The organism is Prochlorococcus marinus str. NATL2A, assembly GCF_000012465.1.
GTDB classification, from domain to species: Bacteria; Cyanobacteriota; Cyanobacteriia; order PCC-6307; family Cyanobiaceae; genus Prochlorococcus_B; species Prochlorococcus_B marinus_B.
Genome location: NC_007335.2, coordinates 61704 through 76765, shown reverse-complemented (window position 1 = coordinate 76765; position 15062 = coordinate 61704). Strand labels below are relative to the sequence as shown.

The 15062-nt window shown below is 34.5% G+C and carries 18 protein-coding genes; 6 read left to right on the top strand and 12 right to left on the bottom strand.

Annotated elements, in window-relative coordinates; genetic code table 11:
• Positions 1–149: 149 nt before the first annotated feature.
• Positions 150–296: a hypothetical protein gene (locus PMN2A_RS10370; RefSeq protein ID WP_011295087.1), complete on the top strand. Its 147-nt coding sequence runs from the start codon at positions 150–152 to the stop codon at positions 294–296.
• 194 nt (positions 297–490) lie between these two features.
• On the top strand, positions 491–700 hold the full coding sequence (locus PMN2A_RS00350; RefSeq protein WP_041710890.1) for a hypothetical protein: 210 nt from the start codon (positions 491–493) through the stop codon (positions 698–700).
• 21 nt (positions 701–721) lie between these two features.
• Here the strand turns inward: PMN2A_RS00350 and PMN2A_RS10365 are convergent, their stop codons facing one another.
• From PMN2A_RS10365 to PMN2A_RS10350, 7 genes are all read right to left on the bottom strand, one after another.
• Positions 722–898, bottom strand: coding sequence for a hypothetical protein (locus PMN2A_RS10365; RefSeq protein ID WP_011295220.1), 177 nt, complete (start codon positions 896–898; stop codon positions 722–724).
• Between the two features lie 423 nt (positions 899–1321).
• Positions 1322–1486: a hypothetical protein gene (locus PMN2A_RS10360; protein WP_011295213.1), complete on the bottom strand. Its 165-nt coding sequence runs from the start codon at positions 1484–1486 to the stop codon at positions 1322–1324.
• A 220-nt stretch (positions 1487–1706) separates the two neighbouring features.
• The gene (locus PMN2A_RS00340; RefSeq protein ID WP_041710887.1) at positions 1707–1913 is read right to left on the bottom strand and encodes a hypothetical protein; all 207 of its coding nucleotides are present in this window, start codon (positions 1911–1913) and stop codon (positions 1707–1709) included.
• Positions 1914–2050: 137 nt separating this feature from the next.
• Complete coding sequence (locus PMN2A_RS10355; RefSeq protein ID WP_011294024.1) at positions 2051–2224, bottom strand: hypothetical protein; 174 nt, start codon at positions 2222–2224, stop codon at positions 2051–2053.
• A 444-nt stretch (positions 2225–2668) separates the two neighbouring features.
• Positions 2669–4348 (bottom strand): DUF4214 domain-containing protein, encoded by a 1680-nt coding sequence (locus PMN2A_RS10920; protein WP_011294023.1) that lies wholly within the window; start codon positions 4346–4348, stop codon positions 2669–2671.
• Positions 4349–4861: 513 nt separating this feature from the next.
• Positions 4862–5305, bottom strand: a complete 444-nt coding sequence (cynS, locus tag PMN2A_RS00330; protein WP_011294022.1) for a cyanase — start codon at positions 5303–5305, stop codon at positions 4862–4864.
• A 225-nt stretch (positions 5306–5530) separates the two neighbouring features.
• Positions 5531–5686, bottom strand: a complete 156-nt coding sequence (locus tag PMN2A_RS10350; RefSeq protein WP_011295127.1) for a hypothetical protein — start codon at positions 5684–5686, stop codon at positions 5531–5533.
• 629 nt (positions 5687–6315) lie between these two features.
• On the opposite strand from PMN2A_RS10350, the gene PMN2A_RS09960 reads away from it, so the two are divergent.
• The gene (locus PMN2A_RS09960; protein WP_225866308.1) at positions 6316–7980 is read left to right on the top strand and encodes a DUF4214 domain-containing protein; all 1665 of its coding nucleotides are present in this window, start codon (positions 6316–6318) and stop codon (positions 7978–7980) included.
• Between the two features lie 702 nt (positions 7981–8682).
• Here PMN2A_RS09960 and PMN2A_RS00320 read toward each other — a convergent pair.
• From PMN2A_RS00320 to PMN2A_RS00310, 3 genes are all read right to left on the bottom strand, one after another.
• Positions 8683–9273, bottom strand: coding sequence for a hypothetical protein (locus PMN2A_RS00320; protein ID WP_011294020.1), 591 nt, complete (start codon positions 9271–9273; stop codon positions 8683–8685).
• 113 nt (positions 9274–9386) lie between these two features.
• Positions 9387–9719 (bottom strand): hypothetical protein, encoded by a 333-nt coding sequence (locus tag PMN2A_RS00315; protein ID WP_011294019.1) that lies wholly within the window; start codon positions 9717–9719, stop codon positions 9387–9389.
• Positions 9720–9810: 91 nt separating this feature from the next.
• Positions 9811–10017 (bottom strand): hypothetical protein, encoded by a 207-nt coding sequence (locus PMN2A_RS00310; RefSeq protein ID WP_011295066.1) that lies wholly within the window; start codon positions 10015–10017, stop codon positions 9811–9813.
• Positions 10018–10190: 173 nt separating this feature from the next.
• Between PMN2A_RS00310 and PMN2A_RS00305 the strand changes: the two genes are divergently transcribed.
• The 3 genes from PMN2A_RS00305 to PMN2A_RS00295 all read left to right on the top strand — a co-directional run bounded on the left by PMN2A_RS00305 (position 10191) and on the right by PMN2A_RS00295 (position 13581).
• Positions 10191–10466, top strand: coding sequence for a cupin domain-containing protein (locus PMN2A_RS00305; protein ID WP_011294018.1), 276 nt, complete (start codon positions 10191–10193; stop codon positions 10464–10466).
• Positions 10467–10648: 182 nt separating this feature from the next.
• Entirely contained in the window at positions 10649–12043 is a 1395-nt protein-coding gene (locus PMN2A_RS10215) for a DUF4214 domain-containing protein (protein WP_011294017.1), read from the top strand.
• 80 nt (positions 12044–12123) lie between these two features.
• The gene (locus tag PMN2A_RS00295; protein WP_011294016.1) at positions 12124–13581 is read left to right on the top strand and encodes a DUF4214 domain-containing protein; all 1458 of its coding nucleotides are present in this window, start codon (positions 12124–12126) and stop codon (positions 13579–13581) included.
• Here the strand turns inward: PMN2A_RS00295 and PMN2A_RS10960 are convergent.
• Together PMN2A_RS10960 and argJ are read right to left on the bottom strand one after the other, a co-directional pair.
• The gene (locus PMN2A_RS10960; protein ID WP_263892591.1) at positions 13578–13709 is read right to left on the bottom strand and encodes a hypothetical protein; all 132 of its coding nucleotides are present in this window, start codon (positions 13707–13709) and stop codon (positions 13578–13580) included. The two genes, PMN2A_RS00295 and PMN2A_RS10960, sit on opposite strands and share 4 nt — an antisense overlap.
• 82 nt (positions 13710–13791) lie before the next feature.
• Positions 13792–15054, bottom strand: a complete 1263-nt coding sequence (gene argJ, locus PMN2A_RS00290; RefSeq protein WP_011294015.1) for a bifunctional glutamate N-acetyltransferase/amino-acid acetyltransferase ArgJ — start codon at positions 15052–15054, stop codon at positions 13792–13794.
• Between the last annotated feature and the right edge of the window lie 8 nt (positions 15055–15062).

The window sequence follows — 15062 nt, the reverse complement described above, 5'->3', positions numbered from 1 at the left end:
TTGTTATTAAGTACATGAAAGGAATTGACAAGCTCTAGAGACATGTGAATATCTATTCATCCAACCATATGCTTGAGGCTCCATGATTACCCTTTTCTGTCTGCTCTGCTTGCAAATCATTATCATCACTGCCACAAGTATTTAACTAAATGAAAAATCTTGATAGCTCACGTATTGAACTCACTGAATCACAGCTACTTACCATTAAAGATAGAATTAAAAGCTGGAGTACAAAGGATCAAGTAATAGACATAATGAGATACCGATATGGTCGATTGGAAGATAAAGCTGCATAGAAGGCTATATAATCAATCACCAACTAAGCACTCAGTATGATTTCTATTTTAAAAACTGACCTAAAGATGAATATCTACATAAATCATCTAATATCTTACAGCTAATATCGTATAAGGAAAGCAGCAAATTTCTACCATCCCTATTGCAATCATTGACTACCTAAGTAAAGCTGAGTTTGTCAGAATTAATTAAAATGCTTGTAGAGTTTTACATCCTAGTTATTCCATTCTGCGTTATTCCTGTATTTCTAGTCTCGCTAGATTACCTAAATAAAAGTGCTGAACTCAAGCGAAGCAGTTATAACGTAATTGACTTCGATAAGTTCTTAAAACGTAAAGAAGAAGGAGATGATGTGGATATTGATATCGCTAGATTATTAGATATTGACAAGATTGCGGCATAAATTTCTCCTCAAAATTTATGGTCATTCTTTGATAGTCACTAATTTCAAGACATCCTCAACCCTTACGCCCTCGTTTAACCACTCTCTAAATTCTTCACTAATAGCTAATTGATCAAATTCATTGAGTCTTTCAGCTCTGATCATGAGACCTGTCATGGAATCAGCTATTAATTCTTCAATATCCGAGATATTGCTCACTTATAGTCAGAGAAATATTTAACTATTTTAACCTGAGTTTTGAAAATCAATGCATTCACAAGTTGATATGAACACGCTTAGCAAGAGCATTTGGCTGTTATTTTATTCCTCTCAATTCGATATGCTCTTGGATTGATTACTCATAACAAGTGCGTCAAGAGCGATAATCCTAATAGCTTTTAGGTAATAAAAGCTATTAGGAACACAATCTCCCACAAAAGAAAATTAACTAACCAGAGCAACAAACAAATGGATTTAATCTAAGAAACAATCTATCAAAAATATACTTATTTGAGTTTTCTTAGCGTTATTCATTATCTTTATAAAAACTTTAATTGCGCTCTTTAAAACTATAATTATTGGACCAAATGAGCTAAAGCTCCCAATCCTTACATTAAAATATTGTCAGTATGGAACAAATAATTAGTCATTTCTAACTTTCATTAACCAATAAGGAATGAAACTTTTCTCACGCCTAGCTGACTCATAAAGATAATCAGATGAAGCTTCTAATAAAGCTGCAAGAGTTATACGAAAACTAGGGAAAGTAAGACCACAAACAATCACTATCAAAAAAATGAACTTCACTAAGCCGACCCTATTAATGTAATTGATTCATCACCAAAGTCTCCGACCCCCTGTCCAGTTAAACGACGACTCAATACATATCTAACCATAAACCAAGGCAAAGCGCTTAACATCAAAATATAATATGCATAAACGATTATTGGGAATACAATGGGACGTTTTATATTAAAAGGTATACACCTCGATGCCTTAGTCCATAGTTTAAAAATAAGCATATTTTCTATTCCTTTTTAGGGGATAATTTATCGATTTTAGCTTGTTGAATTTTTTGTTGTTCTCTCTCTTTTTTGGCAGCCCCATAAGTTCTCCTAACGCTATAGGTTATAAAAATTGCATTAATAGCCCCGACTAAAATAATTCCAACAATAATTTTATTAATTCCCTCAGGTGAGCTTAAATATTCCAACAGAGCCTGTTGCTTATACATTTAGTACTCAATTAGTCTTGCAAGTATCAGCTGAGCTAAGAGCACTTTACAAAAGACAAGCCAAAGAAATCTACAATAACTAGAATCCAGCTTATTTAGATACCTAGTAATTCGCAGATTTTGACTCTCTATAAGTTTCATTCTTCTACTTCAATAATTTCATAATAGGGACGGTCCCCATAATCAGCATCAGAACAACAAACATCAGAGTATATCTCTTCTAATAAATCGTATGCCTCGTCATAGCAACTAAATGATTGAACAGTAATATCATCGGATTCTTTATCCTGCCTGATGATTTTATAAATCATAAACCATTGATTAGCTCGATAAAAGTGTTCCAAACAATCCTGCAAAAGCAGAAATGATGAAAATTGCAACGATAATGATTGCTATAAGTTTAGAAATGCTTTTCATACATACATCTTCGCAACTCAAAAGGAGGTGTCCATGAAAAATGACACAAATTGATGAAAACTATTGCAAGAGCATACTGGTTGTCACAATAGCCAGATAATTAAAATGAGTGACTCCGCAAAGAGTTATTAGGAAAACAAGAGTTCAAAAAAGAAAAACTTTCTAAGCACTAAGTTTTTTCTCTACCCAATCAAGAGTGTTGTGACTTGATTTCTTTTTGGTAGTAGGGTTTTGTTTCTTCTCTTTTAATAGCTATATAAAAGCGGCGTATGAGGGGAAATGAGTGGTGGTTATATGAATAATGAGAGTGAAGAAATTTGTAATGGATATCTAAGTGGTTAAACAAGTCCGGTCATTTCAGAAAAGAGGGTTTTGTTCTCAGCTGATTCTGCAAACCCTAGGAGCGCTTCATAGCGCGTTTCAAGTCCACTGCTGAGATTACCAACCCAGTAGTTAAGTCCTTCAGCATCAGCGTCTCTACCAAGCACATTCTTATAGAGATTATTGACATACGTCTCATCACTAACATTGCTTCCATACTTCTCAGTGAATTCTGCAGATCCTAAGAATGATTGAGCAACGACTCGTCTAGTGTTACGTCCAGAACTAAACTGATCTATCCAATACTTAAGTCCGTCAGCATCAGGAAAGCGAGCGAATGCAGCGTTGTAGAGACGGAACATTTCACCGGAGTCAGTGTTTAATCCGGTGACTTGATCAAAGGTTCCTTTGATATCATTAGTTACATGCAAACTCTTGTCATTAAACTGAATCGTGCTCAATCCAGTGATTTCATCGACAGTATCTTTTGTTGGACCAAATCCAAAACGATTATCAGCTAACTTGTAAAAATTATTATCATAACTATTAGATATAGCTTTCCAATCGTAATCAACTATCTCAAAGCAATTAAGTGGTAGCTTTTTATAATGAGTATCTTGAATATCTATAAATGCTGCAAGGTGTCCATTCACGTATGAAGGGACAGCACCTCCCCATGGTCCAACATACTGTTCTGTACCGTTCACATTCAATATAAGTTTACCTGCCTCATTGAAAATTAAATTAGAAGATGAATTCATATGCAATTCATCTTCAGTCTCGAATGGACCTAAATCCTCCGACGCTTGTATGAGATCGATCACTACATCTTTACCATCATTGTTTACCCATGCACTTGTTAAAGCTATTTCTTCATTTGTAGGGTACCCATCTCCATATGGGCTAAATAATTTTCTAGACAAAAATATTTTATCTCCTTCCTCTGGATTAAAATTCGCAACCGATGCATTTAAATAATCAAAATTCTTAAAAATAGTTCCTTGCCCATCAGAACTTTCCTCAAATGTATGAGCCGCATCTGCTCCTGTATAGCAACCTTTTCTATTTAGAATAAAATAATCCTTTCTCCCATTTTCTCCTATTAATAAATCCTCATTTAATTTTGTATTATGATATTTTTCAGTTTCTAATCTTGCCTTATTTGTACCTAGTATGGATTGAATAGCTAATTGATCATTAACTGTTGTTGAAATCACTCTTCCAGCTTTTAGTTGACCAACTAAATTACCTGACATAATCGAATCATTAAAAGTATAATTTTCATCCAAAGAATCACCATTTGGAAATGACAAACCTAGAGATTTAAGTATTACTCTTGTAACTTCACATTGAGCACGAACTCCGCCATACGAATCAGTTTTATGCGTCGTTTGGTAGTTGAACTTCTTGTTATCAGTTCCAATAATTCTCTTTGATAAATCATCAGTTTTGTCCCATTCATTTTCACTTACTATCTCTAAAGTATAATGAATATCTGATGAAGTTTGATCTGTTAATATAAACTCTATGCCTGAAAGATTGGTAATGTGTTTAAAAGTTTTTTGAAACCAATTAGACTCAATATTACTATGATTTGCGGAAAGAGAATAATTGATTAATTTATTTTCTATGATTGTCTTTATATAATCTCTCTGATTAGAGTTATTTAATAAAAAATCAATACTCGAATTAGACATCTATTCAATATGAAATCGTTAATATACAGTATCGAAGACTAGTTAAGCTATTTTAGCTAGACAGATAAGTGCTAAAATCCCACTATTCTCATTCCAGAAGCATTTCTTCCTAAATATTCTTGAGATCCTTTCCTGAAATCTATGTTTGCATAGACTTTTGTCTCTATAAAAAAATCGATTTTCTAATATATTAAAGACTAGATATTTTATTTTTAGTTTGGTTTAGGTTAGTGCTTGATTGCTATTCCCATATCAAATGGTTTCTACTTCCATTAGTTGCTCCTCCACCCAATCAAGAGTGTTATGACTGGGTTCTTAGATCAAAAACTGCAAATATACCACCAACCTAAATCCTTAGAACGATTGCTATTACTGGGTTTTAGGGTTTATATATGTATCAATGCCGACTATACCACTTAACCTGAGATCTATTCCACTGGAACGAATTTGAAGAATTACTTTTTCAAATATACCACTTTTATACCACTTGAACATAAAGAAAAGAATTAATCTCTACCATTTCTTGTAGGGTAAAAACTTCCCACACATTGCAACCTTCACTCTGTCACCTTTCGGATCTTCGACTTTATCTACATTGATTGTAAAATCTATTGCACTCATGATCCCATCACCAAACTTTTCTTGAATCACGTCTTTCATTGGCATGCCATAAACTTGCATGATTTCATAAAAACGATATATCAATGGATCGGTGGGAATTACTGGATCTAGTGATCCTTTTACTGGTGGAGTTGTCAATATCTCTTTAAGTTCCGCACCAAGTCCTAAAGTAGTTAATAATTTATCAGCCTCTTCATCACTGGCAGTTGATTGTCCATAAAAAAGACTAGCAACCCAGACTTCATCTAGTCCTAATAGAATTCCAATATCTGCAAAGGTTAATCCTTTTTCTTTTTTTGCTTTTAATAATAATTGAGTTGATTCAGGAAATGACATAGAAACAAATTTAATAACGTAAATAGAGCTATATCTAACGAGAGATATTCATTAGATAGGTAATTAACTAATACGATTAAATCTTGATTGTTTCAGTTAGAATAGTTACAAAAGTGCATGATTAATAATGTATGCAAATTAACAATAAAAATTTTATTTTTGTGCGATAGAGTTCATTTATTTTTATGGCTATAATTTTAAATCTTAGTAGACTTCTAAAAATTTTTATAATAAATCATATTTTGAATCCTCCTTTATCTTTTTCCAAAGGTCTCCTAATGATTGATTGAAACCATTTAATCTGAGGAAACTTCTAGATTGATTAACTCTATCTTGAATAATTTTTTCCTGCGGAGTCATTTCACTAGAGGAATCAGACATTTGTTTAAGCCTAATAATTAATAATATTAATAATGAATTTTCTTGAATATCATGACAAGTGATAGTCGCTACAATATAAGTACTTTTAATAGTTAATCACCATTTTCATTTCTTTAATATATTGGTGAAAATTATCTATATAAAATTGATATATACCCTTTTGCACCGAAATTTATTTAAAGTAAATGAAAATAAGTAAAATTTTATTTTTTATATTATCTACATGAGTTAGTTATATACCACTAAAATACCACTAACTTAATCCTTATAATCAACTGCTATCACCAGGTTTTAAGCCTTATGTACTTATCAATATCGACTATACCACAAAGATTGTGTGATCCCCAAAAACTCAATTATTGCAACTGATTTGATCATGTATTTATTCACTATTTTAGCATATTTGACTATTATGTGATTCTTATACAAGACGGAATACTCTTACTATTGATATTAGTTAGCGTACCTAAAATGTTTGATTGAAACCTTGGCGACAATAGGGGTTTACTAAAGTACACTCCCTCATTTAGTGATTTTGGTAAAAGATATAAATAAACTAATAATTGAATTAACTTAGACATTCTATACTTACTAGCACTATGATATTCAATAGTCTTATTGTGCAAAAAGTGGTTAAATCTTGGATTATAGACGGACTTGTTTTTGAGGAAGATATTGTTTATGGATTAGGAACTCCACAAAGTAATAAGGTTTTTGAATCCTCGGATACAGATAAGGTTTACACAGTTGCGGATGTGAAGTTCGAACTTAGCAATAATTCAATTATACAAAGTCAGAATACAGAGTATATCTCTAGTGATGAGTCAATTCAGGATGCTAATCGTCAAATATTTTTAGGTACTTTTGGATATGATCAAAATGGTCTTTTTAACAGTGGTAAAATATCTTCAAAGTCAGCATGGGATTGGGAGAAAACCACTTATCAGCAAACTGGATTAGTTAAAGAATCAGAGGATATGTATGGATATCTTTCAAACAACGCCATTAGTATTGAGAATGCAGGCACAGAGATAGGATGGTTCACTGCACAAAGTTTAATTGGGAATCCAGGAGGATCAATTGAGCATTTGGTAGCCAATGTAAAAACTACTAATGGAGTTTATTCAGAAATTTCCACTCATAAGATGGAAGATTTTAATCAATACCGAGTATCAACATACTATGAAGACAATTGGTATTTGAATCCTATTTCCAAAAGCATAATTAATAATCCAACAATAGGTGCTGATTTAACATGGAATTTTGGAAGTAGTCGTTATCACCTTTTTAAAACAAGTAAAACATGGTCTGAGGCACAGACAGCAGCAGAATCATTAGGAGGAAAATTAGTTGAGGTAGAAACAAAAGCAGAAAATGATCAATTATTTAGCAAGGTCAGTGGACAAATTACGACAGCAGAGTTTGCCAATACGAGTGGATCTGATGGAGGTGGTGCTGCATATATTTGGTTAGGAGGTAGTGATGGAGATACAACATCTACTCAAACTTCAAGTGAATGGAATTGGAAGTGGTCTAATTCAAATGTTGAAATCAGTAAAAGTAGAGAAGAGTGGGGAACAGGTTGGGGTGGTACAGAGCCTGATGATAGTCAGGGGTTTCAACATCGATTGGCATTGGGATTAGAAGATTGGTCGCGTTCAAATCCAGGGAAATATGGTTCTGCTGGTCAGTGGAATGATGTTAGTGCTGATAACAAACTTTTCTATGTTGTTGAGGTCCCTACAACGAATAAGAGTTATGCCTTTAAATCTTCTGATTACACATTTTATGATTTAGGCGATGATCGCTATGGAATAAAAACAGCAACTGGTATTGATGAGTTAACAGGTGTTTCTAGTTTGAGTTTTGCTGATAAGGATTTGAGTGTTTTAGATGACCTGAAAGGTACCTTTGATCAAGTCACAGGGAAAGATGATGTAACTGGTAAAACATTTCGTCTCTACAATGCTGCTTTTGCTCGATTTCCTGATGCAAGTGGTCTTGAATATTGGATTCGTCAAAGGAGTTCTGGAGCTAATAGTGAAAGAGTTGTTGCTCAATCATTTTTGGGATCTGCAGAATTTATAGAGTTGTATGGCGAAGATGTTTCTCATGCGAACTATGTGAATAATCTCTATAAAAATGTCCTTGGTAGAGAAGCAGATACTGCTGGTTTAAACTACTGGGTCGGTAATCTTACGAATGGAATAGAAGAGAGGCATGAAGCACTTTTGGGATTCTCAGAATCTGCTGAAAACAAAGGTCTTTTCTCTGAAATGACTGGATTATATTAATAATGAATAAAGTCTTGCAAATAGTTTTAGAATTAAAAATATGCAATAACCTTAATCTTAGTATTGCTAGTTAGAGTGGCAGTTAATTGGTATCTTTTATTGAGTAGGTGGTGTCGCTAGGGATACCACCTCAGAGATGGTTTTTGAGACTTTAAGAGTAGGAGTGTGATTATTTTGTGAGTGAGTGTGATTATTATGTGATTATTTTTTTCTTTCTAATCCAAGTAGTAGACATATGTAGTGAATCAAAACAGGGGATGTAGTGAATAAATGCCGATTACACAACTTGAAAGTGTGATAATTCAGATCCATTGGCATGACTGAATTATCTCTTATATGCGTAATAAGAATTTAAAACTGTGAGAATAGTGTGATTTGATTACGCATTTTTGGTGTTGTATTAGGGGGTGAAAATGTTTTCATCCCCTCTATGAAAGTGTGAGAATTGTGTGATATTGCCTATTCTTCAAGAGTCTAGTTATAGCAGTCAATCTTAAGAGTGCAGACTCCTAACATACCCAAAGGTTAATATAAATGCTGATTATACGACGTAGCCTAGAAATGCTAATACAGGAAAGGATTTGCGGAAAGCTGAAACGAAGGGTAACACTAAGGTAACAGTACTAAAAGACATATCCTTTGGTCCTGTGTACCCACTTGCTCAGGGATATGAGGGGTAAATATAGTGCTGGCTTATACGTTTTAGAAAGAGAAAAAATCCTCTGTGCGTCTTCGCTGAACCTGTAAAAAATTATTATTTTTGGAACTATTGTTAGTTGATAATAAAGGATCAACATAACTAATTTTTTTTATTTTAGTTTGAGATTGATTTGATGATTTTATTTGAGCCATTGATAATAAAGATTTTGTCGATTGATTCTCTGTCTTGATATTGACCTGACTAGTGTTCACTCCTTTATATGAATTTTGGATAGATTGGATCCTTAAAAGACTTGATCCTCCTATGGCTACAACAGCCAAACTACCAATCCCCCAAAATTTTGAAGGTGGTATGAAATTTAGTTTTTTAATATTTGGCTTTTCTGTTTTTTCGTGATTCACTGTTGCTGACTCAAGAGTTAATTGATCTTCTAGCTTTTCTTTGACTAATTCAAGATGTAAACTATCGTCTACTTTTTCAACAAATTGATTTGTTTGATTGTCGAGGATGTTGTGAAAGTAATAACCTATTAATGCAAAAACAATTAATAGAAAAAGTATCAATATTGCATCTGTAGGAATTGAAATTGTACTAGCATCGGTTAACTCAAGCTCAGTGATTCCAAGGGACATTTAAAATCTATAACTCTATATATTAAAACTACCTCTAAAAAATATGGCTAGACTTCTTTACTTATCTATTTAATTTCAATGCGTATTAATACTGGCACAATTTGAAAGCGTGATTAGTTTGCGCCCATTACTTTTATTTGATTACCATCATCACAGAATTTCATCAACTCTTTTTCATCCTCATCAGTAAACATTTCGACTCTTCTTGCATACACGGCATCTAAATTTAAGTCTTCGATCATTTCATAACCGAAGAACTCCAATAATTCCTCCTGATTTTTAAAACATCTATCACTCCACTCATAATTTTTGTTTCCCTTCGCATTTTCATACTCATAGCACTCATAAAAATAATCAGTTCTATATCGCTCTACTAATGCAAACTCTTTTTGCTCGTCCTCTGGTAGTCTGTCGTAAATTTTCAACCCAATTATCAAGACTGGCATATATCTGCATCTTCAATTTTTTTAGTCCATTCCTGAAAACTTGAACTGCAATCTGGTGAAGATTGTTCTCGAATACTTTTTAACTTTTTCCTCAGACCTTCACTTCATCTAGTTCTGGAAAAAGCATGTTGATATAAGCCATTATTATCACAACCAAGGGAGGCATATTAGTTTTATCTTCTTTTGTGAGTCGCTTAATCTCTGACAGGAAGCCCTTAGCTTCTTGTTCGCTAATTTTGTATTCTGGGTTCTTTTCTACTTCGTCAACGAGGGCTTGGATTTGATTAGCTGAATCCATTAACTAATGTATTGTTCTATGCTAATAAAACGAATAAGTCATTGGACTACAAGTTTAGATTAAAAAAACTTATCATCTCTCATGTGTAAGGGCTATGCCTTAAAAATTTGAGTAGTTATTAGACAACTGTTTCTATAAGGAGCTAAAACTGAAGTCCACTATGTTTTTATCTCTTGTCTATATCAGTCACCTCTCCTTGTCCTGAGAGTACCTTTGATGAATTAGGAATTAAAAACTGGCCAATCTGGACGTGTGATGCCAGCTCTTTTGATTGGACATATGACGACAAGGAGACTTGCTTATTGCTTGAGGGTGAAGTCACAGTTACTCCTAATGGAGGAGAATCTGTGAAGTTTGGAGCAGGTGACTTAGTTGTCTTCCCCGCAGGAATAGACTGTAGATGGGATGTTCATAAGGCAGTCCGTAAGCATTATCGTTTTGGTGATTGATTGATCTGTTGAGAAATTAGATGAATAACCTCCCTTTCTACGTCTTAAGCCGAGTAATCTTTTTCTGTGTTGTTGGCGTAGTTATTAGGCAGATGCTGGTTGTCTCTGGGATTCTTTGAATCTTTCAAGGTTTGTAGAAACCTAGATAGATTATTGTATTCTAATCACTTTCTTCTAAAGATATGGAAGGATTCAAGATAGGGGAATTATCTACTAATTCATTTGTCCATAAAGAGTTGAGCAGAAAATATTTAATCTACATACCAAAATCATATGAAGGTAAAAAAGAGGTTCCGTTACTTCTTAACTTTCACCCATTTGGTACAAGTGCTGAATATCAACTTGGAATATCAGATTTCAGGCAATTATCTGAAGATAAAGAATTTATACTTGTATACCCTGAAGGAGCAGAATTAGCATCAGGAGAGCCACATTGGAACCCATTAAAAAAAGACCCTACAAACAAAAGTAATTCAGATGATATAAATTTTATAAATGATTTAATAGATCTGATTTCTAATAATCTAAATATTAATTCTCAAAAAGTTTATGCGGTTGGATATTCCAATGGAGCAGATATGGCATATGGATTAGCTACTTATCTAAGTTCAAAGATTTCCGCAATAGCAGCAGTCTCTGGCTCAATGTATGAACTAATGAGCACAGGAGACCAACCTTCTCATTCGACGTCTGTATTAAACATGACCGGCACTAGTGACTCAATTAGACCTTATGAGGGAATAGATGGATCACTACTCGCCGTAGACGAAGCTCTTTCATATTGGAAAGAAATAAATGCTATCAAAAGTAGTCCGATCATAATTTCAGAGACATCTAATAGTGAAGACGTCATAATTTCTAGTTACACCACTGACAATCAAATCTTGACAGTAGCAAATTACAAAATTATTAATGGAGGTCATAATTGGTTTAATTTAAATATTTCAGGGAAAGATACTAATAATATAATTTGGGACTTCTTTGAAAATACTAGAACCTCCCTGAAATATCCGATATCTAATAATTCAAAATCTTACAGTGGGGCTTTTAATGAATATACTTTTGTCAATCAAGGCAATAATAAATATGGAATCAAGTTAGATTCGTCTTCAACAATAGACTCTTTAACTGGTCTTTCCACAGTTAAGTTTTCAGATACGTCGATCGATATCAATAAAGATGTTATTGGTACATTCAATCAAGTCACAGGTTTAAACACCGACTCAGGTGAGATGTTCCGTCTCTATAACGCTGCCTTCGCACGCTTCCCTGACGCTGATGGATTGAAGTACTGGATTGATCAATTTAGTTCGGGGAAAAATACTAGACGTGTAGTTGCTCAATCATTTTTAGGTTCTGCAGAGTTCACTGAAAAATATGGAAGCAACGTCAGTGATGAGACGTACGTCAATAATCTCTATAAGAATGTGCTTGGAAGAGACGCTGATGCTGAAGGACTTAACTACTGGGTAGGTAACCTTAGTAGTGGAATTGAAACGCGCTATGAAGCGCTCCTAGGGTTTGCAGAATCAGCAGAGAACAAAGCGCTCTTTACTGAGCTGACTGGTTTTAATTAAAAAGCCAAATCATTACTAAAATTTAAACTACAGCACTTACAAAATAAATTTATTAGGATAACAAATATTCTGGTGATATTTTGACTGAAGCTATATATTCCAGTGGGGCACTTACTACAACCACAGCACTAGGTCCATTTACTAAATCTGTAGAAGTCTATGGTATAAAAATTGCTGGTCTAAAAGAAGCAGGGGGAAATGCTGCGGTAGGAGATGAATTCATACGTAAAGTAGCCCAAACAACCAAGCTGCTTCTAGACCCTAATGGAGCCAATGTAAATTCAACAAAACAGCAACAAGCAATTGAGCATTTAAAAAAGATTAATACTCTCCAAAGAATTGGTGTAGAAGAAATGGATTCTTATAGTCCACCTTTAATTAATAAAAACTACTCAGGTTGGGATAGTACTAATGATAAACACAATGCGACTGATTTTATCTGGCAACACAATCTTCCAGGGGATGCAATCAAAACATCTAATGAACAAATCACCGAAGTCCTAGAACATCTTCTTCATACACTAGTTAGATTTGCTTTACCGGGTGCTTACCCTGATCAATTTATATTTATTGAAGATAGAACTGCGTATCAAAATTTTGATGAGGAAGATAATGAATTTCAATGGAGTGGTTTACTTTATGAGGCTGCTCAAGAAGCTATTAAAACAGGTGTATTTGATGCAACTGATTATGAACATGTAGGTAAAAATAGTTTCGATTACTGGAAAATGGTCACAGTTGAATATCAATATGCACTTACTTTCGCAGAATGGGGATTTAATCCAAAATACTCTGGGAGTATGGACCCTGAATGGTCTGACTCCCATTTAACTCCTGAATCAATCAAAAAAGATAATCCTCTAGGCCATCAATTATATGAAGATTACATAAGTAAAGTATTAACAAAACCATCTAGTGAAAAACTAGAATCGATGTTTCAAATTAATAATCAAGGTCTTTCAGGCTATCAACCAGACATATTAACGACGAAAGACTATAGCGGGGCTTTTCATGAATACACTTTTATTAATCAAGGCAATAATAAATATGGAATCAAGTTAGATTCGTCTTCAACAATAGACTCTTTAACTGGTCTTTCCACAGTTAAGTTTTCAGATACGTCGATCGATATCAATAAAGATGTTATTGGTACATTCAATCAAGTCACAGGTTTAAACACCGACTCAGGTGAGATGTTCCGTCTCTATAACGCTGCCTTCGCACGCTTCCCTGACGCTGATGGATTGAAGTACTGGATTGATCAATTTAGTTCGGGGAAAAATACTAGACGTGTAGTTGCTCAATCATTTTTAGGTTCTGCAGAGTTCACTGAAAAATATGGAAGCAACGTCAGTGATGAGACGTACGTCAATAATCTCTATAAGAATGTGCTTGGAAGAGACGCTGATGCTGAAGGACTTAACTACTGGGTAGGTAACCTTAGTAGTGGAATTGAAACGCGCTATGAAGCGCTCCTAGGGTTTGCAGAATCAGCAGAGAACAAAGCGCTCTTTACTGAGCTGACTGGTTTTGGTTAACCACTTAGATATCCAACATAAATTTCTTCACTCTCATTAGTCATAGAACCATCGCTCATTTCCCCCATACGCCGCTTGAATTTAGCTATCTCGAGAGAAAGCAGATCTATCTCCCTAAATAGATCCATCTATGTGCGTATTAAGTGGTAGCATTGCGGTAGCGTCTAAATCAAGCAGCCCTAAATCCTTTTTATAGCAATTGATCTCAGGTTACGTTGTATAATCGGCATTTATACGAACATATTGATCAGACAAATCACATCCCCAAGCAGTAGCCGAGCCTGTTCCTATCCCTATCCTCAATCTGATACTGATAAGATCATCGATCAAATATTTACCTGTTAATCTTGCTTTCATAAAGTTACTAACTATTTGTCTGTCAAAGTCCAAAGGTGTGCCATTAGAAAATATTTCATAAGGTCCAATCCATAATTTAACATCATTCAAATTAAAAGAAGTGCCTGCACGACCAAGTGCAGCAATAATTCTTCCCCAATTAGGATCGGACCCATGGACTGCAGTTTTAACCAGAGAAGATGAAGCAATTGTACGGGCTATTGCACGAGCATCTAAATCACTTGAAGCACCTTCAACCTTTATCTCAAGCAAACAATTAGCCCCTTCTCCATCCCTTGCAATAGATTTAGCCAAGTGTTGAGCTGTTAAATGAAGTCCCTCTTCGAGAATTGATAAATATCTTGGATCTAATTCTGCTCCAGAAGCAAAAGCTAAAAAAGTGTCATTAGTACTCGTATCTCCATCAACTGTAATGGAATTAAAAGAGGATTCTGCAACACGCTTTATCATATCTGACCACAAAACATGATCTACGCCTACATCACAGGTGAGATAACTCAACATTGTTGCCATTGAAGGATGAATCATACCTGAACCTTTAGCCATTCCTCCAATTGATATTCGTCTTCCTCCTAAAACTGCTTGATATGCAATTTGCTTTACCTGAAGATCAGTTGTCAAAATTGCATTTGCTGCATCTAGATATGCCTCTTTATCTAAACTATTTATAAGTTGATCCAAATGACTATTAACCTTTTCAACAGGTATTGCTTCTCCAATTACACCGGTAGAACATATTAAAACTTCTTCACTAGATAGTCTCAAGAGTTGAGCAAGCTTATGTGTGATCATTTCACTATCAATTTTGCCTCGACTGCCTGTACAAGCATTTGCATGTCCAGAGTTGATAACTACAGCACGTATTTTTCCCTCAGATGCCTTGATTCGATCAATACAAAGATCCACGCAATAAGCACGAGTCACTGATTGAGTAAATGTCCCACTGCAACACGCACCATCAGGTGCATATAGCAAAGCAAGATCCTTCTTCCCAGAAGGCTTCAATCCTGCGGAAATGCCAGCTGCTAAAAAACCATCAGGGGCAGTAATACCACCAGATATTGGAGACCATACAGAAGATGTCAAAAGACTCAAATTCAGAAGAGCATTTTTCACTTACTATC

Coding starts and splice junctions, on each gene's coding strand:
- PMN2A_RS10370 (WP_011295087.1), top strand. CDS start 150: ATGAAAAATCTTGATAGCTCACGTATTGAACTCACTGAATCACAGCTA.
- PMN2A_RS00350 (WP_041710890.1), top strand. CDS start 491: ATGCTTGTAGAGTTTTACATCCTAGTTATTCCATTCTGCGTTATTCCT.
- PMN2A_RS00340 (WP_041710887.1), bottom strand. CDS start 1,913: ATGTATAAGCAACAGGCTCTGTTGGAATATTTAAGCTCACCTGAGGGA.
- PMN2A_RS10355 (WP_011294024.1), bottom strand. CDS start 2,224: ATGATTTATAAAATCATCAGGCAGGATAAAGAATCCGATGATATTACT.
- PMN2A_RS10920 (WP_011294023.1), bottom strand. CDS start 4,348: ATGTCTAATTCGAGTATTGATTTTTTATTAAATAACTCTAATCAGAGA.
- cynS (WP_011294022.1), bottom strand. CDS start 5,305: ATGTCATTTCCTGAATCAACTCAATTATTATTAAAAGCAAAAAAAGAA.
- PMN2A_RS10350 (WP_011295127.1), bottom strand. CDS start 5,686: ATGTCTGATTCCTCTAGTGAAATGACTCCGCAGGAAAAAATTATTCAA.
- PMN2A_RS00320 (WP_011294020.1), bottom strand. CDS start 9,273: ATGTCCCTTGGAATCACTGAGCTTGAGTTAACCGATGCTAGTACAATT.
- PMN2A_RS00315 (WP_011294019.1), bottom strand. CDS start 9,719: ATGCCAGTCTTGATAATTGGGTTGAAAATTTACGACAGACTACCAGAG.
- PMN2A_RS00310 (WP_011295066.1), bottom strand. CDS start 10,017: ATGGATTCAGCTAATCAAATCCAAGCCCTCGTTGACGAAGTAGAAAAG.
- PMN2A_RS10215 (WP_011294017.1), top strand. CDS start 10,649: ATGGAAGGATTCAAGATAGGGGAATTATCTACTAATTCATTTGTCCAT.
- PMN2A_RS10960 (WP_263892591.1), bottom strand. CDS start 13,709: ATGGATCTATTTAGGGAGATAGATCTGCTTTCTCTCGAGATAGCTAAA.